The sequence below is a fragment of the Olsenella sp. An290 genome (genome assembly GCF_002159535.1).
Classification (GTDB): domain Bacteria; phylum Actinomycetota; class Coriobacteriia; order Coriobacteriales; family Atopobiaceae; genus Thermophilibacter.
This window is the reverse complement of sequence record NZ_NFIU01000008.1, coordinates 69,366-90,815: the sequence shown is the minus strand read 5'-3', so window position 1 is coordinate 90,815 and position 21,450 is coordinate 69,366. Positions and strand designations below refer to the sequence as shown.

20 protein-coding genes are annotated in these 21,450 nt (G+C 65.8%); 3 read left to right on the top strand and 17 right to left on the bottom strand.

The genetic code is table 11. From position 1 onward, the window contains the following. The 14 genes from B5F84_RS06270 to B5F84_RS06205 all read right to left on the bottom strand — a co-directional run. Positions 1-1,264: GH25 family lysozyme (locus B5F84_RS06270; RefSeq protein ID WP_275531503.1), on the bottom strand; the 1,264-nt coding region annotated here is incomplete at its 3' end. Positions 1,265-1,516: 252 nt separating this feature from the next. Further along, on the bottom strand, positions 1,517-2,707 hold the full coding sequence (locus B5F84_RS06265) for a hypothetical protein (protein WP_087321935.1): 1,191 nt from the start codon (positions 2,705-2,707) through the stop codon (positions 1,517-1,519). Positions 2,708-2,715: 8 nt separating this feature from the next. Continuing rightward, on the bottom strand, positions 2,716-3,756 hold the full coding sequence (locus tag B5F84_RS06260; protein WP_158094503.1) for an NAD(P)-dependent oxidoreductase: 1,041 nt from the start codon (positions 3,754-3,756) through the stop codon (positions 2,716-2,718). 29 nt (positions 3,757-3,785) lie between these two features. Beyond that, the gene (locus B5F84_RS06255; RefSeq protein WP_087321931.1) at positions 3,786-4,139 is read right to left on the bottom strand and encodes a multidrug ABC transporter; all 354 of its coding nucleotides are present in this window, start codon (positions 4,137-4,139) and stop codon (positions 3,786-3,788) included. Then, positions 4,136-4,519 carry an EamA family transporter gene (locus B5F84_RS06250; RefSeq protein ID WP_087321929.1) on the bottom strand — a complete coding sequence of 128 codons (384 nt, stop codon included), beginning with the start codon at positions 4,517-4,519 and terminating at the stop codon, positions 4,136-4,138. The genes B5F84_RS06255 and B5F84_RS06250 overlap by 4 nt, the downstream gene beginning before the upstream one ends. Before the next feature lie 37 nt (positions 4,520-4,556). Further along, entirely contained in the window at positions 4,557-5,843 is a 1,287-nt protein-coding gene (locus B5F84_RS06245; RefSeq protein ID WP_158094502.1) for an ATP-grasp domain-containing protein, read from the bottom strand. Continuing rightward, on the bottom strand, positions 5,818-6,789 hold the full coding sequence (locus B5F84_RS06240) for a glycosyltransferase family 2 protein (protein ID WP_087321950.1): 972 nt from the start codon (positions 6,787-6,789) through the stop codon (positions 5,818-5,820). Before B5F84_RS06240 ends, B5F84_RS06245 begins: the two co-directional genes overlap by 26 nt. Further along, positions 6,776-7,912, bottom strand: coding sequence for a dTDP-4-amino-4,6-dideoxygalactose transaminase (gene rffA, locus B5F84_RS06235; RefSeq protein ID WP_087321925.1), 1,137 nt, complete (start codon positions 7,910-7,912; stop codon positions 6,776-6,778). Before rffA ends, B5F84_RS06240 begins: the two co-directional genes overlap by 14 nt. 15 nt (positions 7,913-7,927) lie before the next feature. After that, entirely contained in the window at positions 7,928-9,004 is a 1,077-nt protein-coding gene (rfbB, locus tag B5F84_RS06230; RefSeq protein ID WP_087321923.1) for a dTDP-glucose 4,6-dehydratase, read from the bottom strand. 28 nt (positions 9,005-9,032) lie between these two features. Further along, positions 9,033-9,896, bottom strand: coding sequence for a glucose-1-phosphate thymidylyltransferase RfbA (gene rfbA, locus B5F84_RS06225; protein WP_087321921.1), 864 nt, complete (start codon positions 9,894-9,896; stop codon positions 9,033-9,035). A gap of 68 nt (positions 9,897-9,964) precedes the next feature. Continuing rightward, the gene (locus B5F84_RS06220; RefSeq protein ID WP_087321919.1) at positions 9,965-11,107 is read right to left on the bottom strand and encodes an acyltransferase family protein; all 1,143 of its coding nucleotides are present in this window, start codon (positions 11,105-11,107) and stop codon (positions 9,965-9,967) included. A gap of 135 nt (positions 11,108-11,242) precedes the next feature. Further along, the gene (locus B5F84_RS06215; RefSeq protein ID WP_239378283.1) at positions 11,243-12,916 is read right to left on the bottom strand and encodes an AarF/UbiB family protein; all 1,674 of its coding nucleotides are present in this window, start codon (positions 12,914-12,916) and stop codon (positions 11,243-11,245) included. Positions 12,917-13,099: 183 nt separating this feature from the next. Further along, complete coding sequence (locus B5F84_RS06210; protein WP_087321917.1) at positions 13,100-13,447, bottom strand: hypothetical protein; 348 nt, start codon at positions 13,445-13,447, stop codon at positions 13,100-13,102. 147 nt (positions 13,448-13,594) lie between these two features. Continuing rightward, complete coding sequence (locus tag B5F84_RS06205; RefSeq protein ID WP_087321915.1) at positions 13,595-14,266, bottom strand: HAD hydrolase-like protein; 672 nt, start codon at positions 14,264-14,266, stop codon at positions 13,595-13,597. A 115-nt stretch (positions 14,267-14,381) separates the two neighbouring features. Here B5F84_RS06205 and B5F84_RS06200 point away from each other — a divergent pair, with 115 nt between their 5' ends. The 3 genes from B5F84_RS06200 to B5F84_RS06190 are packed head-to-tail and all read left to right on the top strand — an operon-like array spanning position 14,382 to position 18,600. Next, complete coding sequence (locus B5F84_RS06200) at positions 14,382-15,638, top strand: DUF1015 domain-containing protein (protein WP_087321913.1); 1,257 nt, start codon at positions 14,382-14,384, stop codon at positions 15,636-15,638. A gap of 41 nt (positions 15,639-15,679) precedes the next feature. Further along, positions 15,680-17,938: a hypothetical protein gene (locus B5F84_RS06195; RefSeq protein ID WP_087321911.1), complete on the top strand. Its 2,259-nt coding sequence runs from the start codon at positions 15,680-15,682 to the stop codon at positions 17,936-17,938. Continuing rightward, positions 17,938-18,600: an HAD family phosphatase gene (locus B5F84_RS06190; RefSeq protein WP_087321909.1), complete on the top strand. Its 663-nt coding sequence runs from the start codon at positions 17,938-17,940 to the stop codon at positions 18,598-18,600. The genes B5F84_RS06195 and B5F84_RS06190 overlap by 1 nt, the downstream gene beginning before the upstream one ends. A 32-nt stretch (positions 18,601-18,632) precedes the next feature. Here the strand turns inward: B5F84_RS06190 and B5F84_RS06185 are convergent, their stop codons facing one another. From B5F84_RS06185 to def, 3 genes are read right to left on the bottom strand one after another with little or no spacing between them, the layout of a single operon-like run. Then, complete coding sequence (locus B5F84_RS06185; RefSeq protein ID WP_087321907.1) at positions 18,633-19,946, bottom strand: transcription antitermination factor NusB; 1,314 nt, start codon at positions 19,944-19,946, stop codon at positions 18,633-18,635. Beyond that, positions 19,947-20,888 (bottom strand): methionyl-tRNA formyltransferase, encoded by a 942-nt coding sequence (fmt, locus tag B5F84_RS06180; protein ID WP_239378282.1) that lies wholly within the window; start codon positions 20,886-20,888, stop codon positions 19,947-19,949. A 9-nt stretch (positions 20,889-20,897) separates the two neighbouring features. Beyond that, complete coding sequence (gene def, locus B5F84_RS06175; RefSeq protein WP_087321906.1) at positions 20,898-21,446, bottom strand: peptide deformylase; 549 nt, start codon at positions 21,444-21,446, stop codon at positions 20,898-20,900. Between the last annotated feature and the right edge of the window lie 4 nt (positions 21,447-21,450).

Genomic DNA, 21,450 nt, shown 5'->3' with positions numbered 1-21,450 from the left:
CGTCCTCGCGGGCGTAGTAGACCTTGCCGTCGGCGCCGTACCAGCCCGTCCAGAGGTACCCGTAGTCCTTGTCGAGGCGGTAGCGCTTGCCGTCGAGGTCGAGCCAGCCGCGAACCATGTTCCCCGACTCATCAAAGTAGTACGTTCGCCCGCCGATCGTACGCCAGCCCGCTGACGTCACCGAACCGCGAGGGGTAAACGCGCTGAGATCCGCCTTGCCGCTAATGCCCGGCACAGACGCGCTCGAGGTGTACTGCCAGCCGTGGAATGCGGGCTCATAGGGATTGGCGAAGGTAAGGCTGCTGTTATATTGAGCGACCCAAGACGTCTTCGCCCAGATAGAAGGTGAGTTAAGGGGGCCAAGCAGATAGCTGGTGTAGCTATAGACGCTCACATCCGTATACCCATACGACTTCATGGTCGTAAGATACGCGTCAACGATCTTCTCGTACTCCGACACCTTCGTGGGAGGAGTGTGCCCCGTCCACGTCCACTCCTCCAAGTCATAGAAGACAGGCAGGTCCGGATGGGCGTCGTAGCGGTTGATGAGGCTTGCCGTCCAAACGGCCTCCCTCTTGGCATAGTCGGCGTCATAGGCATAGCTGTAGAGATACAGTCCGTAGGGAATGCCCAGGCGCTCGCACTCGGAGATGTTTCTCTTGAGGTACTTGTCCTCGTTTCCGGAGGCATAGCCAACCCTGATGATTGCGGCGTCGACGCCCGAAGCCTTCACCTTCTCCCAATCAACCTCTCCCTGCCACTCAGACACGTCCACTACCTTGAGAGCGGGGCTCAGATACAGAGTCCCGTCACCAAAATAGAATGATGGGCCCTCCCAGAAGGGGGACGAAACCGAACGTCGAAGTCTCGTCTGCTCAGCCCCACGCTGGGGATTGGGCATATCGGAATAGTGCGTTTCTGCAAACAGCTTAAGCTCCTCGTAGGAGGTCTCAAGAGAGCTTGGGTCACTCAGGTATGGCCCGTCTTCGGATGAGTTCTCCCCGGGAGTCTCAGAAGGGGTCGCGGAGACCCCCTGGTCAGAAGCTCCTTCAGACCCTGTCGGGCTCTCGGCCACAGGCGAGGCATCTGTCAACGGGTCAGTTTCGTCAGACGGGAGCCCTTGGTAGACCTCCTCGACAGATCCAGCCTCCTCGCCGGCGGCGCCTCCCTCCGTCAGCTCTGCCGCAAGCGCGGGGGATGCGCATGTCACGGCAAGAGCGCAGGACAAGAGAGCTCCGACAACCACTCTCCTTGTTAGAAGCATGTCAACCCCTCTCTTAACCGCCCCTCATGAATGAGGGGATCCGTGGAACCAACCGGTACCTTCCATGCGGTTAGTATAGGGATTGAGGGGCGTCCCTAAGCCAGGAAGCGGACAGCTATTCTCGGCTCGTTAATCAACTGGGACGTCGCCGGCAAACCGCATCTTCCCGGGCATGGCAGGACGCAGAGAGGCGGTCACCGTCAGGTCAAGCGACAGCGACCGCCCGGCATAGCCCAAGCAGGTTCTTGACCACTAACTGGGATGCTTCGAGAAGCTCGGCCTCAGCAGCTCAAAGGAGCCATTTCGGAAAGAATAGACGGCCGGGGCGTCCTCGATGAAGAATCCGGGGGTAAAGCTCATGGAGTACGCCCCCGCAAAGCGAATGAGCACGATGTCGCCCTCGCAGAGCTCGGGCTCGTCCTTCAGGATGCACATCCGGTCGCTCTCCATGCAGGTAAAGCCACAGAGCTCCTGCTCGCTCATTCGCCTATCCGAGGAGGTGTAGAGGACATAGGGGTACGAGGTTTTCTTCATCTCATGGTCAATATTGAGCCGAGAGAACTCGCTCACCACAAAACGGACACCACGAACATCCTTTGCGTCGACCACGCGGCCGACATAGAAGCCAGGGGTGCAGACAACAGCCCCGCCCGGCTCGACATAGAGCGCAACACGACTCCGGTCGATCGAGGAGAGCTCGTCGGCGATTGCCTCGGCATACTCCTCGTATTTCCCCTCGTTGCGCCTTCCTCCCCCATAAAAACCGCCGCCCATGTCGATGTAAGCAAGGTCGTCGGTCATGCTGAAATCGTTGATGATCTTTGCCGCATGGGAGGCGAGGACGCGATAGGTACTGGCAAGACGCCCAAACGTCGTCACGTGCATGTGCAGCCCGCAGAGCGTCACCCCCGGGATGGCCCGAATGCTCTCGATAGCATCGCCGAGGCCTCCGTCCTCGTAACAGAACCCAAAGCGGCCAGGCTCCGAGCCTCCGATGGTCTGGCCCGGGCAGAATCTCTCAAGATCGATGTTCGCACGAATTCCGACGCGCAGACTCGTGTGGCCCTCGGACGAGAGCTCCTTGAGCCATCTAATCTCCCGCTGAGAATCGATGTTCACGATTGAGCCGTTGAGAACGGCGTGACGGAACCACTCTCGGCCCTTCACAGGCCCATTGAAGATAATCTCCTTTGGGCTGAAGCCACGCTCGACGGCAAGATGATACTCCTCATCGGAGACCACCTCTGCCATGCAGCCGCAGGCCTTAGCCTCATCGAGAATCCATGGGAAGGGATTGGTCTTGACCGAATATCCCACACGGGCATGCTCTCCCCAGGAGCGCTTCAGGGCGGCGGAAAAGTCCAGGAAGTTGCTCTCGAGCTCCTTGGCATCAAAAATGAAGCAGGGGGTTTCGAGGCTGCTCAGCTGCTCTCTTGTAAACATTCAGTCTCCTAACGGTACGCAGAGGCGTCGCCATAGCGCTCGGAGAAGAAGCCGGCGAACCTGTTGAGCTCCATCTCGCGCTTATAGTCCTCGAACAGCTCCCTCGGACCATACTGAGGCTCGTATCCGAGATTCTTACGGGCCTTATCAACGTTCATAAAGTAGTTGACGCAGTCGTGCTTCTCCGGTCGGTACACCTTCTTTGAGGTGGAGGTGTCCTTGGCAAAAACCTCTATGATCGTCGAGACGAGCTCGTCAAGCGACGTCATACGCCCCGTTCCCACGTTATACATCCCGCTCTTGTCCACATCAGCAAACAGCTGCCTCCACACCATCTGGCAGAAGTCCTTGACGTAGATGAGGTCCATGCCCTTCTGGGGGTCACCCCACACCTCTAGGTCGAGCCCCTCAAGAGCACGCTTGATCATGAGCCGGTAGGAGCTCGTCGCAGGCTTTCCGTCATGAAAGAGCGTCTTGCTCTCCGGCATATAGCAGTAGATGTTCGGAAGACGCAGGCCGAAGAACGCGATGCCGTACTCTTGCTCATAGTTCCTGCAAATGTCTTCGGCGGCGCACTTGGTAATCGCATAGACCGAGTGGTCTCCCGTAAAGGGCACGCGACGCGGCATGTCATCCATAAGCTCGGTCTGCTTGCCGAAGTAACCATCGTAGTCAGAGATGGTCTGCGTGTATATGATGCGGCCGGCGCCACTTTTGCGCGCATATTCCAGCACGTTCAAGGTCCCCATGACGTTCGAGCGAACATAGGCCCGAGGGTCATAGCCCTCCATATAGGCAGGAAGCGCACCGGCAAAGTGAACCACCGCGTAGACGTTCTCCTGCGGGAGCGAGGCAAACGTCGACTCATCGTCAATGTTAACCTGAGCGTAGGAGACCATATCGGGGTAGGCGCTCTCAAAGAATGTCACCGGGCGCCGTCCGGTGGCAATAACCTCCCATTCGGTAGAGAGGTTGGATGCGAGCCAGTCAACCGTGTAGAGCCCGAGGGTTCCCGTCGCTCCAAATACGACGATGCGCTTCCTGGTCATAGCTTCTTCTCCTTGGGTCAGTCGTTTCGTTACATGCTCAGGGAATAGATGAGGATGCCGCCAAGAATAAGGGCGAGTGCGACACATCTTCGCGGCGTAACACGCTCCCCAAAAAACACCACGCCGAAAATCGTCACGTAGATGTAGCTCGTAGCCTCCAGAATCGGACCAAGCGAGAGCGGGACCACCTTGTAGGAGACGATGGTGAGCAGGGTCGCGCAGACAAAGATGGAATATGCGGCGATGACTCTCGGATTGAGGTACTCCGCCACAACGGAGTCATACTTCTTCATGGCGGATTTCTTGAGCAGCACCTGAGACACCGCGCTGATGAACACCCCGACAAGATAGATGCCCGCAAAGAGAGGGAGCTCTGGATTCATTCGCCCTCCCTTTCCTGCTTGGCATCAGCATCGTTTTGAGCGGCATCGGTGGAGTAGAGAACCACCCCGACCATCACCACCGCGGCACCGACCAGCATGCCAGCAGATACCTCTTCATGGAAAAAGAGCCAGCCCCACACGATTCCCCATACAACGGTCACGGCCTTGTTCGCAAAGGCAACCGAAAGGGGAAGGCGCTTGATTATCTGCTGCCAAACAATCGCGTAGGCAAAGAGAACGAAGAGCATCCCCCCATACAGCAAAATGAACTCTGGGCTCAAGAACTCCTGGGACGATGCGAGCTTGCTAAAGATGCCAGACAGCGAGTAGACGAGCAGCAGCACATGAAGGGCAACGAAGACCGGGGCTCCACGCCTCATCTCTTCGCCCCGCCGAGAGTGACGTTCGGACGACATACTATCGAGCCAGTTCGTCATAGGAGGTTAGCTCGCTCCCATACAGGAGATTGCTCCCATCCTGAGAAAGGACTTTTATGGAACGGTACAGGCAGTCCGTCACCTGGTCGAGCTCCTTGTATGAATCGGCCGATAGATAAATCCGTATTACGTAGGGCTTATCGCCAACCCCGTGCCTAATCTCGGCGCCAGGAGCGTAGTAGGACAGGATCTCTTTCACCTCTGGCCTCTCAGAGGCCTCGTCAAGGCCCTCGATCCTGCAGATGCGCCCCTCATATCCGTGAAAATAAAGGCCCGCGCTAATCCGGTCGAGATAGGGAGAATGACCGCGCAGACGCTCGCGAATTCTATCGCGGTCATAGACGTAATCAAGAAGCACTTCCTCAATGGAGAGGCCGCAGGCAAGCTCAAGAAGCTCGTGCTCATAGCCAAAAATGCGACCGGCGCACTCGCAGACCTGCAGGCCGCGTCGCTCACTCCAGAAGAACTGCATGCAAAGAGGGCCGTCAACCATCCCCACATAGCGCGCGACCTTCGACACAATCTCACGCGCCTCGTCGATGACCAGATTCGTAAGGCGGCTCGGATAGACGATTCGGCTCACGTGGGGCGTGGTATGAGCAATCTCCGTCGTCTTCTCGCGGTCCGCAATCTCCAGCACCACGGGCTCGCCATCGACGACCCAGTTCATCATGTTGAACTCAAAACCGTCGTTATACTCCTCTGCAAGAATGCAGTCTGCCTTTGAGTATGAGGCGCTCTCCTCAAAGTAGGACGCAATCTCCTCAGGGCTGTCGAGCACGTGAATTCCATGGGAACCGTAGGCGTCGATGGGCTTGACGACACAAGGAAAGCTGAGGCCGGAAAGGTCCTCGATCGCGGACTCGCGACGAACCACGGCGGACTTTGGGTAGGGAACGCCCAGCTCGTCGAACATCGCCTTCATCATGGTTTTATCGCGCAGGTAACGGAGGCGATCCGAGTCGAGATACGTGGGAAGCCCCGCCCTCTCGGCAATGGCGACGAGGTTTTCGGCGAGCACGTCAGAGAAGGAGGAGATGATGCCGTCGGCGCGCTCCTCGCGGCACATCTTGGCCACCGCGTCGACATCGCGAACATCAATGTCGTACGACTTGTCCGCGATGAGCTTAGCCGGACCATTTGCGTAGCCATCGCACACGATGACATAGATGCCACGATCCTGCGCCATCTTGACAAGCTTCACAAACTCATCCATAGAGCCCAGGACAACGAGGCGATGATCAGCGCTCACGGCACGCTCCTTCATCCTCGACAACCTCCTTGAGAACATACTGCGGGGTCTTGCTCACCGTCATCGTAAGGCGCCCAAGATACTCGCCTATGAGACCGAGGAACATAACGATGATGCCGGAGCACAAAATGACCGTCACCATAAGAGAGCTCCACCCCGTCTGAATCGAGGGGTCCAAAAGCTTCTGGACGACAAGAACAACAGCCCAGATAAGGCCAAGAAGTCCCAGAGCGGCGCCGGCAACCGAAGCAAACCTCAGCGGGACCATCGAGAAGTTCAGGACCGTTGACCAGAGCCGCACAAGACTCCTGAGCGTGTAGCCCGAGGTCCCCACCTCGCGATCAAAGTGCTTGACCGTCACATTGACCATGTTGTGCGTCGCGCGGAACATCAGGCCTTGGATGTAGACGTAGGGACCGTCGTACTTGACCATCTCATCGCACACAAAGCGCTTCATCACGAGAAAGTTGCTCGCCTCGATGCCCTTGGGCCGACCGGTAAGCACCCGCATGGTCCAGAGGGTAAACTCCGAGCCGACCCTTCGCCAGAGCGCCTCCTTGTGCTGCGGGTACTTTGCAAAGACGACGTCATGCTCGTCCTTCTCCATCTCATCCAGCAGAAGCTTGCACTGCGATGGGTGAGTCTGCATATCGTCATCCATAAGCATGACGTAATCGCCGTGAACGTGGCGGAGCCCGGCGATGATGGCACTATGCTGACCGAAATTCTTTGCGAAGTTTATTCCCGTCACCGCAGGGTCGCTCATGCACAGAGAGCGAATGCGCTCGAAGGTGCCATCGGTGGAGCCGTCATTGACAAGAACGAACTCGTACCGATAGCCCAGCGAGACAAGCACCTCTCGGGTCATCGAAACGACCTTTTCTATGGTCTTCTCAGAGTAGTAGCACGGGATGACAACGGAGACGAGCTTCTTGGAATCGGAGGCACTAGTTGCAGGCATAGAAGTCCTTCACGGAATCAATGACGACGTCACGGTCCGACTCGGAGAGGCCATAGTAAAGCGGCAGGCGCACAAGCCTATCGGAATCCGCCGTGGTGTAGGTGTCCTCCCCCGCAAAACGGCCGTACCGAAGGCCCGCGGGAGAAGAGTGGAGCGGCACGTAGTGGAAAACGGCCGAGACGCCGCGCTCCCTGAGGAAGGAGATGAAGTCCGTCCTCTCCTGAAGGCTGCGGCACTTAAGGTAGAACATGTGAGCATTGTGCAAGCATCCGTCCGGGATGACGGGAAGCTCGACCAGGCCACGTTCCGCCAGAGGGGTGAATGCCTTGAAGTAGGCCTCCCAGGTGGCAAGGCGATTGGAATTAATCGCGTCAGCCTCCTCAAGCTGACCCCAAAGGTAGGCCGCGTTCATGTCGCTCGGAAGATAGCTGCTGCCGTATTCCTCCCACGTGTACTTGTCGACCTGCCCGCGCAGGAAACGCTGGCGGTTGGTGCCCTTCTCGCGGATAATCTCGGCGCGCTCGTTGTACTTCTCGTGATTTATGAGAAGCGCGCCGCCCTCCCCCATGGAGTAGTTCTTGGTCTCATGGAAGGAGTAGCATCCAAAGTCGCCAATGGTGCCGAGAGCCCGTCCTTTGTACGTGCTCATGACACCCTGCGCGGCATCCTCCACAACGAGAAGCCCATGGCGTCGTGCAATGTCCATGATGGTGTCCATCTCGCACGAGACGCCCGCGTAGTGAACGGGGACGATGACGCGCGTGCGCTCTGTAATCGCGGCCTCGATCTTGGTCTCATCGATGTTCATGGTGTCGGGTCGGACGTCGACGAAGACGAGCTTGGCACCCGCAAGGACAAAGGCCGTCGCGGTTGTCGAGAAGGTGAAGCTCGGCAGGATCACCTCATCGCCCGGGCGGAGGTCGCAGAGCAGCGCGGCCATCTCAAGTGCCGTGGTTCCACTCGTGGTAAGTAGGGCCTTCTGTGCCCCAAACCGCTCCTCGAGCCAAGCGTGACACCGCATGGTGAATGGGCCGTCTCCGCAAATCTTGTGGTTGGCCTCCACGGCCTCTCGAACATAGCCGAGCTCCGTGCCCACATAGGGCGGGACGTTAAACTGAATCATTGCTTGAATGCTCCCCTAGGAAAGAACCTTACGGTTGCCATACATGTGCTCGAAGTACTGCTGATAGGTACCGCTCGTCACATGCTCCACCCACTCCTGGTTGTCGAGATACCACGAGATAGTGCGGGCGATGCCGTCCTCGAACGCGGTCTCGGGCTCCCAGCCGAGCTCCTCCTTGATCTTGTCCGGGGCTATACCATAGCGACGATCGTGTCCCTTGCGGTCCTCGACGTGCCTGATGAGCGAGGTGCAGATTGCGGGGTCATCAAGCCTCTCTGCAAGCTCGGCGATGATGCGCTCGACGATGTACATGTTGCTGCGCTCGTTGTGCCCGCCCACATTATAGACCTCGCCGACGCGCCCCTTTCTCAGCACAAGATCGATGGCCTTGCAGTGGTCCTCGACGTAGAGCCAGTCCCGGACGTTCAGCCCGTCGCCATAGACCGGCAGCGCCTCGTGGGACTGCGCGTTGTGAATCATGAGGGGAATGAGCTTCTCCGGAAACTGATAGGGACCGTAGTTGTTCGAGCAGCGCGTGATGTTGATGGGAAGTCCATACGTATCCGCATAAGCCTGGACAAACAGGTCGGCAGACGCCTTGGAGGCAGAGTAGGGACTGTGCGGGGAGAGCGGCGTGTCCTCACGAAAGAAAGTATCGGGCTCGTCGAGCGAGAGCGTGCCGTACACCTCGTCAGTGGAGACCTGGAGGTACTTGCGCTCCCCCGGGCCATCCGCCCCCATCCACGCATCCCTCACGGCATCGAGGAGGGAGATGGTGCCGAGCACGTTGGTGTCGGCAAATACCGAGGGGTTCTCGATGGAGCGGTCGACGTGCGACTCCGCAGCAAAGTTGACAACGTAGTCGGGATCAAACTCATCGACCAAAGAGCGCATGCGCGAACGGTCGCAGATGTCGGCGTGGACGAAGACGTAGCGCTCGTCCTCGGACACCGCGGCAAGGTTCTCGAGGTTGCCTGCATACGTCAGGGAGTCCACGTTCACCACTTTTACGTCATCGTGGTGCGAGAGGACATAGTGAACGAAGTTGCTCCCGATAAATCCGGCGCCGCCGGTAACCAGATAGGTCTTCATGGATGGTCTTCCTCCGAAAGGGACTCGACTACTTTGCGATGCGTCTTAGGTAAAGACCATAGTCCGCCTTGTCATGGCGATCCGCAGCCCGCAGCACCTCATCACGGGAAATCCAGCCTGCGTTGTACGCAATCTCCTCGAGGGCGGCAATCTTCACGCCCTGGCGCTTTTCAATGACGCGGATAAACTCGCTGGCATCATAGAGGGAGTCAACGGTGCCCGTATCGAACCATGCGAAGCCGCGCCCGAGGGTAGTAACGTGAAGGAGGTCCTTCTCGAGATAGATGCGGTTGAGATCGGTAATCTCAAGCTCGCCCCGAGCGGAGGGGGACAGCGACTTGGCATACTCGCAGACGTGGCTGTCATAGAAGTACAGGCCGGTCACGCAGTAATTCGACCTGGGGTGGGCAGGCTTTTCCTCAATGGAGAGGGCGCGGCCGGACTTGTCAAACTCGACGACGCCAAAGCGCTCCGGGTCCTCGACGTGATAGCCGAAGACGGTGGCGCCACACTCGCGCCCCACGGCGTCGGCAAGATATCCCGTCAATCCGCTGCCATAAAAGATGTTATCGCCTAGCACGAGGGCGCAGGAGTCGCCGTCAATGAACTTCTCGCCGATGATGAAGGCCTGGGCCAGACCGTTGGGCTCTGGCTGGACCTCGTAGCTCAGCCGGATGCCAAGGTCGGCGCCATCCTTGAGCAGACGTTGGAAATTGGGAAGGTCCTCAGGCGTCGAAATGATAAGGATGTCGCGGATGCCCGCCATCATGAGAACCGAGAGTGGGTAGTACACCATCGGCTTGTCGTAGACGGGAAGCAGCTGCTTGGATGTTACCGAGGTGAGAGGGCTCAGACGGGTACCGGAGCCCCCGGCAAGCACGATGCCTTTCATCCCACGTCCTCCAGACGTATCAAATGGATAAAACTGGAACTATGGTATCACGCCCATAAGGCATTACCTCATGCCGCGGTCGTCTCAGCCGAATCGTCGTACTTTTGCCGAGCCGCGCAGAGCCCGTGACTCACGGCCGTGGCGGCCCGCTCTGCCTTCAGCGAAAAGCCCACGGCTCTTTTGGCCGCTTCGATGAGCACCGAGCACAGCAGGCTTGTGGCAAGAAGCGCAAGCAAAATGAACGGGAACCACACCAGCGAATATATGGCCGAGCCGAAGAAGTAGTCATAAATGAACGTGTGCAGGAGAAAAATGTTCATTGAGTGGGCGCCCAGGAAACGAAGGGGCGCCCTCGCCACGGTCTTCTCGAGCACGCAGGAGAGCAGGCATACCAAGAACGCGGCAAGGGCATCGATCGCAAACTCCATGCCGATCCTCTGCCTGACGACGAGTAGGACGGCCAGGAGAAGCGCCAGCACCAGGGCTTTCGGTGCCGCATGGCGCTCTGAGCGCAGCATGGCGAGCAACCTCTCGAACGTGTCGTACTGCGCGCAGGCGATCCCGGCGCAAGCGGACGGAAAGTACCACCAGAGGCTTCGTCCAAGCTCCCATCCTGCCAGCAAAGGAATCAGGGCGCTCATGGCCAGAAGAGCCCAGCCCCCGATCAACCGGCTCGTTTTTATCAGCACGGGCACAAGGAAAATGAGCAGAATCGCAAGGGACATATACCACCACGTCGCATTGAGCGACGGGGTGCCAAGCGCGGACGAAAGGCCGAGCCCATCAATAAGGAAATATGCTATTCCCGCGATGACGCCATTTCCCCCATACACCGAGCCGGCCCAGTGCGACGGCACGCCCACAAGAAGTGCCACGGCCTGGGCGAGGACAAACACGCACCAGAACCCGGCGAGCAGCTTCACGACGTGCTCGATCGAGTAGCGCTCGCACAGGCGCGCACCCCTTTCCGAGATCAGGCCCTTGGCGTCAAGCTGACGAAAGGTCCCGTACGCCGTGATGAAGACAAACACGGCAACGCAGATCTTGAAGGACTGCGCCACGTTGACCAGAGAGGCCTCGCTCAGGGGGAAGCTTGAGAAGCCCCCTGCACCCACGTGGGCGGAAATGGTCTCGGTTGAATAGAAGAGGTGATGGAAGAGCATCATTATGATGGCGAGCCCCTTTGCGAGCGCGCTCGCGGTTTTTGACATGCAACCTCCCGACGTAAAGGCTCAAGACCGAGCGGACCAGACTCCCCAGCAAGGAGCCGCGCTCCATTCCCAGCTACGATACTCCTCATGGTCCTTTGCCACACCAGGCAATGCGATGACAGCCCACGGACCCCGCTACCGCCTGCGGCGCCGCCGGTTCTCGCGGATGACGTCGTGCGCCACCCACACGCCCAGGACAAACGCCATGAGATAGCCAACGAACCCGATGACGGGGATGCCAAAGATGACGGGCTGAATGCGTGCGTAGTAGACCACCGACGAGCCAATGAACAGGCCCGCCACGATGACGCTCATGGTGAGGCGGTTGGCGATGCGCGCCACGTCCTCGAGCGGGTCGGCCGTGCCCGCCAGGTCAAGGTTCACGCGAAGCTGGCCGCGCGTGAGCATGCGCATCGCGAGGCTCGCCTCCCCCGCCGCGCCCAGAAGGCCGTGGGTCGCGGCGAGCGTCTCGCGCGCGAGGCGCTTGAGCTCGCGCTCGCTCACGTCCCCGACCGAGGTGTGCGCCCGCACGTGGCTCTGGATGATGTCCACGATGGAGGCCTCGGGCAGAAGGCCGTGCACCACGCCCTCCAGCGTCACGAGCGAGCGCGCGAGCATGGTCACCGAGCCCGGCAGCTCCACGCCGTTCTTCTGCGCCATGGAGATGATCGCGTTCATGAACCCGCCGATGTCGAGGTCCGAGAGGTCCGCCATGCCGTAGTCGGCGACGATGGCGTCGAGGTCGGCGAGCAGGTGGGCCAGGTCGACCCCCGCGGTGTCGGAGACCGAGAAGCGCAGGAGGCCGTCGGCCAGCGCAGGAGAGTCGCAGCGCGCCACGGCGAGCACCATGTCGCGCACGGCGTTACGGTCGTGGCTCGAGAGCCGTCCCATGATGCCGAGGTCGAGGTAGACGATCTTCCCGCCGTTGATCACGAGGTTGCCCGGGTGCGGGTCCGCGTGAAAGAAGCCGTCGTCGAGCATCTGGCTCGTGTAGTTGTCCGCGAGCTTGGTGCCGATCTCGGCGAGGTCGTATCCCTCGGCCGCAAGGCGGGCCGTGTCGTTGATGGGGATGCCCTCGACGTAGTCCATCACCACCACGTGCCGCGTGCAGAGCGCGGGGTAGGGCTTGGGACAGGAGACGAAGGCGCAGGCGGCGTTGTTGCGGCGGAACTCCTCGAGGCTCCTTGCCTCCACGAGAAAGTCCGTCTCCTCGCGGAAGGACTGCCAGAGCTCGTCCACCACCGACTGCAGGTCGATGAACTGCTCGTCCCCCATGAACCGGCTCGCATAGCGCGCGAGCGAGCGGATGATGGAGATGTCCTGCGCCATGATCTCCTGCACGTGCGGCCGCTGAATCTTCACCGCCACGAGCTCGCCCGTGACGAGCCGCGCCTTGTGCACCTGCGCGACGGAGGCAGAGCCGAGCGGGCGGTCGTCGATCGCGTCGAAGATGTCCTCGATGGGTCGGTCGTACTCGGCGCGCAGGGCGGAGAGCACGGTGTCGCGGTCCATGGGCTCCACGCTCGTGCGGAGCTTCCCGAGCTCGCGCGTGAAGCTCTCGGGCAAGATCTCCGAGCGCATGGAGAGGATCTGGCCGGCCTTCACGAAGGTGGGCCCCAGCTCCTCGAGCATCCGGCGCAGGCTCTGGGGCGTGAGGCCGTGGAAGATGTCGTAGCGGCGAACGATCTGGAGCATCTCCCGGATGCGCGCCAGGCGCGAGGCGGTGGAGAGCCCGTAGGCGTCCATGCCGTCGGACCGCCCGCCAAAGAGGCCTATCGTCTGGGAGGACTCGCGCGTCTCTGACTTCACCCGGGCGTACCAGGCGTCGAGAATCTCGTCGGCGCTGCGCGGCGCCCCCTTCCGCCGGGGCACGCCCTCCGGGCGAGGGGGTGCCCCGCCCGGCCGGGAGTCCTCGGCGTCCCAAACGTCCGGGGCCGCGCCATGGGCGCGGTCCCGGTCTCTGCCCAGCTCCTCCGACACGCGCGCTCCGCGCTACTCGGCGTCGTCGGCCGGCTCGGAGGCGTCCTCGACGTCCACCACGACCGTCTTGGCGTCAATGTCCGCGGAGATCTCGGCCACCTTGGCCGCGTAGGCGGCGCGCTCCTCGGGCGTCATGGACTCGAGGCGGGCGCGCAGGGCGCTGTCCGCCGTGCCGTCGATGACCTCCTTGGCCTTGCGGGTCAGCTCCTGGTTCAGGGTCTTGCCCTGCTCGACGGTGAGCTCCCCCTTCTTGACGAGGTCCGCGACGACCTCCTGGGACTTCTCAGCACCCATGGCCACCGCGCCAACGCTGGCCAGGAAGAGCTTGCGGATGCCCTCGGTCACGTCAAAGTCTGCCATGTCTGCTCCCATCTCTTGGCCGGGCGCCCGGTGCGCCTCACCTGTATGGTCTCTCTTGTACCCGTTGCGCCGGACAAGAATTCGGCGAGTCGCCGCGGCCGAGCGCCGGCGTGCAAAGGTGACTGTCCCCTTTGCACGGGCGCCGGGTCAGCCCAGGAGGGCCGCGCGCAGCTCCGCCACCGTGCGCGCAACCGCGCAGGCGCCCGCGTCCTCGAGCTCCCCGGGGGCCGCCGTGCCGCCGAAGGTCACGCCCACGCACGCCACGCCCACCTCGGCCGCGGAATCCACGTCATGGTGGCGGTCCCCCACCATCACGGCGCGCGCCGCGGGGACGCCCGTGAGCTCGAGGGCCCGCGCGATCGTGGCCGCCTTGTCCGCCTGAGCGTCCGACACCTTGCCCAGCCGCACGTCAAAGAGCCCCTCGATCCCATTGTCCGCGAGCGCGAGCTCGACGAGGGACTGGCGCTTGGAGGACGCCACGGCGAGCCTCCGGCCGGCCGCGCGCAGGTCCTCGAGGAGCTCCCGCACGCCATCGAAGAGCGGCCAGCCGCTCGGGCCGAGCCCGGCGTAGATCTCGCGGTACTCGGCGGTGATCTGCGCGGCCTCCTCCGGGGAGAACCCGTACACCATCGAGTACGCCTGCGGGAAGGGCGGCCCCACGAGACGCGTGAGGTCCCCGAGGTCCTTCTCGGCAAGCCCGTGGCGCACAAGGACGCGCCGGGCCGTCGCCGTGATGCCGGGCACGGTGTTGGCAAGCGTCCCGTCAAAGTCAAAGATCACGAGCTCGCGGCCCGTGACGTCCTCCCCCGTAAGCGCCATGGCGCCCTCCTTTCGTCGCCACCCAGCGTAGCACGAAAGGGGCCGCCCCCTGCGGACCACGCGGCGGCGCAGGGGGTATCATGTCCCCATAGCTCACGCGCCCAGAGGAGGTCCCATGCACGCCGAGCCCATCACCTGCTACCGACCGCGCCCCGAGGCGGCGGCCGAGTTCGCCGCCCTGCCCTACGACGTCTTCGACCGCGCGTCCGCCGCGGCCTACGTGAGGGAGCACCCGCGCTCCTTCCTCGCCATCGACCGTCCCGAGACCGCCTTCCCCCAGGACCACGACCCCTACGCCGCCGACGTCTACGCCAAGGCCCGCGAGCTCCTCGCCGCGCGCGTGGCCGACGGCACGCTCCTGCGCGACGACACGCCCTGCTACTACCTCTACCGCCTCGCCCAGGACGGCCGCGAGCAGACCGGCGTCGTCGCCGCGTGCGCGCTCAAGGACTACGCCGACGGCACCATCCGCCGCCACGAGCTCACCCGCCGGGACAAGGAGGACGACCGCGTCCGCCACATCGAGGCCACCGGCTGCCAGACCGGCCCGATCTTCCTGGCCTACCGCGACAGCCCCGTGATGGAGACCCTCGTGGGCGCGGCCATGACCGCCGAGCCCCTCTACGACTTCACGGACGAGGACGGCTGCCGCCAGACCGTCTGGCGCGTGGCGCGCCCCGCCGCCGTCGAGAGCTTCCGTGCCCTCTTCTCGTTCGTGCCGCGCGCCTACATCGCCGACGGCCACCACCGCGCCGCCTCCGCCGCGCGCGTCTGCGAGCGCATGCGCGCCGAGGCGGGTGAGGCCGAGGGCGCCGGGGCGCCCTACGACTCCCTGCTCTGCGTCCTCTTCCCCGCGAGCCAGCTCACCGTGCTCGCCTACAACCGCGTGGTCGCCGACACGGCCGGCCTCTCCGAGGAGGAGCTCGTGGCCCGAATCGAGGGGGCCGGGCTCTCGGTGGGCCCGCGCGCCGAGGGGCCCGTCGAGCCCGCTCGGCGCGGGACCTTTGGCATGTACGCCTTCGGCGCGTGGCGCGAGCTCGCCCTTGCGGGGGAGCCGCCCGCGGACCCCGTCGACGCGCTCGACGTCTCCCTGCTCCAGGACCGCGTCCTCGGCCCCATCCTCGGCATCGAGGACCCGCGGACGGACCCGCGCATCTCCTTCGTGGGCGGCGCCGCGGGCGCTCGCGAGCTCGAGCGCCGCGCCGGGACCGAGGGCGTGTCCTTCTCGCTCTTCCCCACCTCCGTGGGCGAGCTCATGGACGTCGCCGACGCCGGGCGCCTCATGCCGCCCAAGTCCACGTGGTTCGAGCCCAAGCTGAGGAGCGGCCTTTTCATCCGCCGCATCGACCGCAGGCCGCGCGCGTCCCGCTAGCGGGACAAGAAGGGCCGGGCGAGAAGAACGAGGGAGGTGTCATGGCAGACGGAAGCAACGAGGGGCGCGGCAGCAGGCTCGGCAGGCTCTTCGCCGCGCTCGTGAACACCGAGGGGGACGGCGCCGACGCCCCCGACCTCGCCTCCGCCCTCGAGGGCGGAGGGGTGCCGGGGAGAGAGGCCGCGGCCGCACCCGACAACACCTCCGTTCTTGATGTGGACGAGCTCGGGAGGTCGCTCGCGGCCTCGCCCGACCCGCTCGCGCTGCTCGCCGGGCTCGTCGTGGACGTGCGCTCTCGGGCCGAGCGGGCGGGGCTCGCCGAGGAGGGGCCCACCCTGCCGCCGAGCGCGCTCGAGGTCCACCTGGCGGAGCGCCTCGTCGAGGCGGGGCTCCTCGAGCCCGACGTCGAGCTGCCGAGCCTCCATGTGGTGCGCCCCCGCACCTCCGACCTCTTCTACCTGCGCGTCGAGGACGCGCAGCTCCCCTACCTGGCCAAGGTCCGCGTCCTGCGCATCGAGGCCGCGCTCAACGCGGCGCTCCTCGCCACGCGCGTCCTGCCGGACGCCAACGCCGCCTCCGGCGCCGAGCTCGTCCGCTGCGAGCAGCGCGTGGCGCGCTCCGTCACCTCCCAGGCCCCCGAGCTCGCGGCCCGGCTCGAGCCGCCCGTCGCGGGCGAGTGGGACGTCCGCTACGCGCTCGCCTTTGGGATTGAGGCGCTGAGGCTCCCCTACCGCCTGACGGCGCGCTTCCGCGTGAACGCGCGGCACGGGCGGGCGGCGATCGAGGTCGACCTCGTCCCGCCGCGCGCGTGGGCGGCGACCGCCTACGTGGACGGGCTCGGCGTCGTCCCCGCCACGGCGGAGATGCGCCGGCGGGCGGCCTCCGAGTACAACCTGCGGCTCGGGGTCCTTCTTGCCGGGTACGCCCTGCTCGCGGCGCCCGAGCTCTCCGAGGTCTGGGTGGCGGGCGTGGTGGACACCGCCCGCGGGCACGCCTGCTACTACTCCGTGCGCGTGGAGCGCGGGATGCTCGAGGGCGTCGACCTTGCCGGCGCGCTCGACCCGTTTGCGCTCATGGCGTCCTGGGGCGCGGAGCTGGACGCGCGCGACCGCACGCTGGAGCCCGTGCGCCAGACCTTCCGCCTGGACGACGCCCGCTTCTGCCCGCCCTTCCGCTACGACCCGCCGGAGCTCTCCGGCCGGGGCGTCCCGCCCTCGCTTGCGGCGGCGCTCGGCTGCGCGCACGTGCGCGACCTCGGCATCGACGAGGCGGCGCGGCGCCGGCGCGTGGCCCGGGAGCTCTCGCGCCACCTCACCTCCTCCACCGAGCAGAACGTCCACGCGATCCTTTCCGCCGCGCGCGCCGAGGACGCCGAGGACGTCGAGCGGGCCGCGCGACGATGCGTCACGGGGCTCATCGAGGGGACGCTCGCGGACGACCCCGAGTCCGTCACGGACGCCTTCGTGTCCTCCGAGCTCGACCTCGCGTGCTCCCGCGCGCGCGAGGCGCTCGCGGCGCACGACCCCGCCCGCGCCGCGCGCGAGGTCGAGGACGCGCTCCTGCCCGTGGACGGGCTCGGCCTCTACGACGACGCGGACGCCACGATCTGGCGCTCGTTTGGCTCGTACGCGGACCGTGCGCTCTTCAACCGGCTCCTCGCGCGCCCGGGCGTGACCTGCGGCCTCGCCCCGGCGGCCTACTTCGAGGCGCACCTCATCGGGGCCGCGGCGGCGGGCGCGCAGGGAAGGATCGACGAGGCCCTCGCCCACGCGCGGCGCGCCTGCGAGGTGGCGCCGCTCTCCGCCCAGGCGAGCCTCGCGCTCGCGCAGTGCCTCGAGGCGTCGGGGGACGCCGCCGCGGCCGAGCGGGAGCTCTGCCGGCTCCTCTCGCTCGCCCATGACCCCGAGTCCCTGGGGCTCGGCTACCTCGCCATGGCCCAGCTCCAGTGGCAGGGCGACCACGTCCTCGCGGCGCAGGCATGCTACCAGCGGGCGACGCGCCACCTCGGGGCCCCGGCGCTCGTGGCGGGCCTTGCCGTCGTGGCGCTCATCGGGCACGTGGGCGCCACGGCCGGCGGGGCGCTCTCGGCCGAGCGGGCGGACGCCGTCCTCGAGGCGGCCGGCGTGCCGCTCGCGCCCACCGAGGAGGTCGGGGGCGCGCTGCTCGAGGCCACGCGGGCGGCCGTCGACGCCGAGGTGTTCCCCGTCGCGCGCGGCCTTCTGCGCGCGCTCTGCGCCCTCTCGCGCGACGACGTCTACTTTGGCGTGCTCCGCTCCATCGAAGACGAGCCGGACCGCTGATGGCGGGGGTCGAGCTTCTCCCGCCGTCCTTCTCGGCGGGCATCTTCGACTTTGACGGCACGCTCGCCGAGACCTGGCACCTCTGGATCGAGGTCGACCGCATCTTCTTTGCCACGCGCGGCCTTCCCTTTGACGCGGAGGCGGCGCAGACCCTGGCCACCCTCGGCTTTGCCGCGGGGGCGCGCTGGTGCATCGAGCGCTACCGCCTGCGCGAGCGCCCGGAGGACATCGTGGACGAGTGGAACCGGCTGGGCTCGGCCCTCTACAAGAGCGAGGTGAGGCTGCGCCCCGGGGCGAGGGCGTACCTCGAGGCGCTCAGGGCGGCGGGGGTGCCCCTTGCGCTCGCGACCACGAACGACCCGACGGTCCTGGGCGCGATGCGCCACGTGGACGTGACCGAGCTCTTCGACGCGGTGGTCTGTGGGTGCGAGGTGGAGCGCGGGAAGGACCACCCGGACATCTACCTGGAGGCGGCGCGGCGGCTGGGCGCGCGGCCCGAGGGCTGCGCCGTCTTTGAGGACCTGCTCGCAGGGGTGCTCTCGGCGGGGCGCGCGGGCATGGCGACGGTGGCCCTGCGCTGCGAGGACCCGCGCCAGCCCTGGGACGAGCTCTGCCGCGCGGCCGACCGCGCGATCGAGGGCTGGAACGGCCTCGGGCGATAGCCGGCGGGCAGAGGCCGGGGCGGGCGCGCGGGCTAGCGGCGCCGAAGCCTGGCCACGAAGTGGGTGTCGGCGTGGGGCAGCGCGGTCCTGCGCGCGTCAAGGAGCTCGAGCCCGGCGCCGGCAGGGCTTGCGAGCAGGGCGTCGACCACGCGCTCGTCCTCCTCGGCGAGCACCGAGCAGGTCGCGTAGACGAGAAGGCCCCCGGGGCGCACGCGGCCGGCGGCGGCGCGCAGGATGGACGTCTGGAGCGCGGCCAGGCCGGGCAGCGACTCCTCGCGCAGGGACCAGGCGATCTCCGGGTGCCGCGCGAGTGTGCCCGTCCCGGAGCACGGCGCGTCAACGAGGACGAGGTCAAAGGTGCCGAGCTCGTCGCCCAGCCCCTGGCCGTCCGCAACCAGGCACCGCACGTGGTCCGCAAGGCCCGCCGCCTCCATCCGGCGCGCGGCGAGCGCCGACTTGCCCGCGTCCACCTCGACCGAGACGATCTGGCACGGCCCTCCCGAGGCAACGGCCACGCCCTCCAGAAGCACGGTCTTGGTGCCGCGCCCCTGCCCCACCTCGAGCACGCGCGAGCCCGGGGCGGGCGCGCACGCGAGCGCGACCTCCTGGGCGGCGAGGTCGCAGGGCAGGACGTCCACGCGCTCGACGAGCCCTGACGCAGCGAGCCGGGACGGCGAGCCGAGCAGGAAGGACCCCGGCAGCGCGGCGGGCTCGGGCGCGCAGCCGGCCGCAGACAGGAGGCGCGCGGCGTCCTCCTCGGTCCAGCGGGTCCGGTTGGCGGCGACGTAGGCGCCGGCCGGCTCGAGGGCGGAGGCGGCCCACGCACAGGCGCGCTCGCGGCCGAGCGAGGCCCATGCGCGCTCGGCGAGCCACACGGGCAAGGCTCCAATGCGTGCGAGGTCAGAGGGGTCGCACTCCCCCGCCGCCACACGCCCTCTCGACGCGGCGAGCGCCCGGGCGTCCTCGGAGGAGACCCGGCGCAGCACGGCGTTGGCCAGCCCCGCCGCGCGCGGGGCGACGCCGCGCACGAGCTCGACGCCCTGGCTCACGCAGGTTGCCACGGGCGTGGAGAGGTAGAGCAGCTCGAAGGCCGCCAGGCGAAGGGCGTCGCGCACGCGGGGCTCGAGCTTGGCGCCCCGACGCAGGTGCGCCCCGATGACGCGGTCGAGCTCGCCCTGCGCGGCGGTCGCCCCCATGACGAGGCGCGTTGCCAGCGCGCGGTCGCGCTCCGAAAGGCCGGAGAGCGCCTCGGAGGCGCGCAGCAGGTCGCGGGCGCGCGCGGACCGGCGCCGACGCTCGGAGAGGAGGGAGAGCGCGACGCGACGCGCCTCGGTGGCGCGGGCCACCTAGACGCGCCCCCAGGAGAGGCCCTCGCCGCGCAGCCCGGCGGCCCAGGAGGATGCCTCCATCTCGCGCTTGCCGTCCGGCTTCACGCGGAGCAGCTCGAGCGAGCCGTCCGAGCAGCCGAGAAGGACGTGGCCGCGGGACGCGAGGACCACGCCGGGCCCGAGGCTCTTCTCGGCCTCCCGGGCGTCGCAGACGCGCAGGCCGCGGCCGGCGACGGCGCAGCGGGCGGGGGCCGCGTCGGAGGACGCGAGCACGCGCAGGGCGTTCTCGCGGGCGGGGGCCGACGGGTCGAGCTGGAGCTCGGCCTTGGAGATCTTGGCGGCATGTGTGACCCGGGCCTCGTCCTGCTCCGTCCAGGCGGCCGAGTCGTCCACGACGGAGGGGAGCGTCTCCACGAGGAGGCGCGCGCCGAGCTCGGCGAGCTCGGCGGTGAGCGCGGCGGCGGACTTGCCGGCAACCGGCGTCGCGGCCTGGGCGCAGTAGGCGCCCGTGTCCACGCCGTGGCCGATGCGCATGATGGAGACGCCCGTCTCGGCGTCCCCGGCGAGGATCGCACGCTGGATGGGCGCGGCGCCGCGCCAGCGCGGCAGGAGCGAGGCGTGCACGTTCACGCAGCCCGCGGGTGCCATGGCGAGCACCTCGTCGGGCAGGATGCAGCCGAAGGCGGCCACGCAGAAGACGTCGGCCTCGGCGGCGCGGAGGGCCACCATGGCCTCGGGCGTCATGCGGTTGGTCTCAAGCACGGGAAGGCCGAGCTCGAGCGCACGCGCCTTCACGGGAGAGGGCTCGAGGCGCTTCCCGCGGGAGCGCACCGCGTCCGGGCGCGTGACCACGAGCGCGACCTCGCACGCCTCGGCGAGCGCGGAGAGGGACGGCACGGCGAACTCCGGCGTGCCCATGAAGACCACGCGCGTCGGGCGCTGGCTCGTCATGGCAGGCATGGGCACCCCCTACTCCACCTCGGTGTCGCCGGGGCGGGCGCCCGCGGCGAGGGCGGCCTCGTACTCGCGCTGGGCCTCGGCGCGGCGGATCGGCGGCAGGTGGTCCATCATGGTGACGCCGTGGACGTGGTCGATCTCGTGCTGGAGGCAGACGGCGAGCAGGTTGTCGGCGGCCTCGTACTGCATGAGGTCGCCGTCGAGGTTCTGCGCCTGCACGATCACGTGGGACGGGCGGGTCACCGAGACGCTGATCCCCGGGAAGGAGAGGCAGCCCTCGGAGCCCTCGCGCTCCGGGCCGTCGGCCGTGACGATCTTGGGGTTGATGAGCACGTAGGGGTTCTTCTTGGAGCCCTTGCCCGCCCAGTCGACGTCGATGACCACGATCTGGCGCATCTCGCCAATCTGCGGGCCCGCAAGGCCGCAGCCGTCCGCCGCGTACATGACCTTGAGCATGCGCTTGGCGAGCGCGCGGACCTCGTCGTCGATGACCTCGATGGGGGCGCACTCCTGCGCGAGGCGGGGGTCGGGCGAGAGCACGATCTGGCTGAGCTCGTTCATGGTC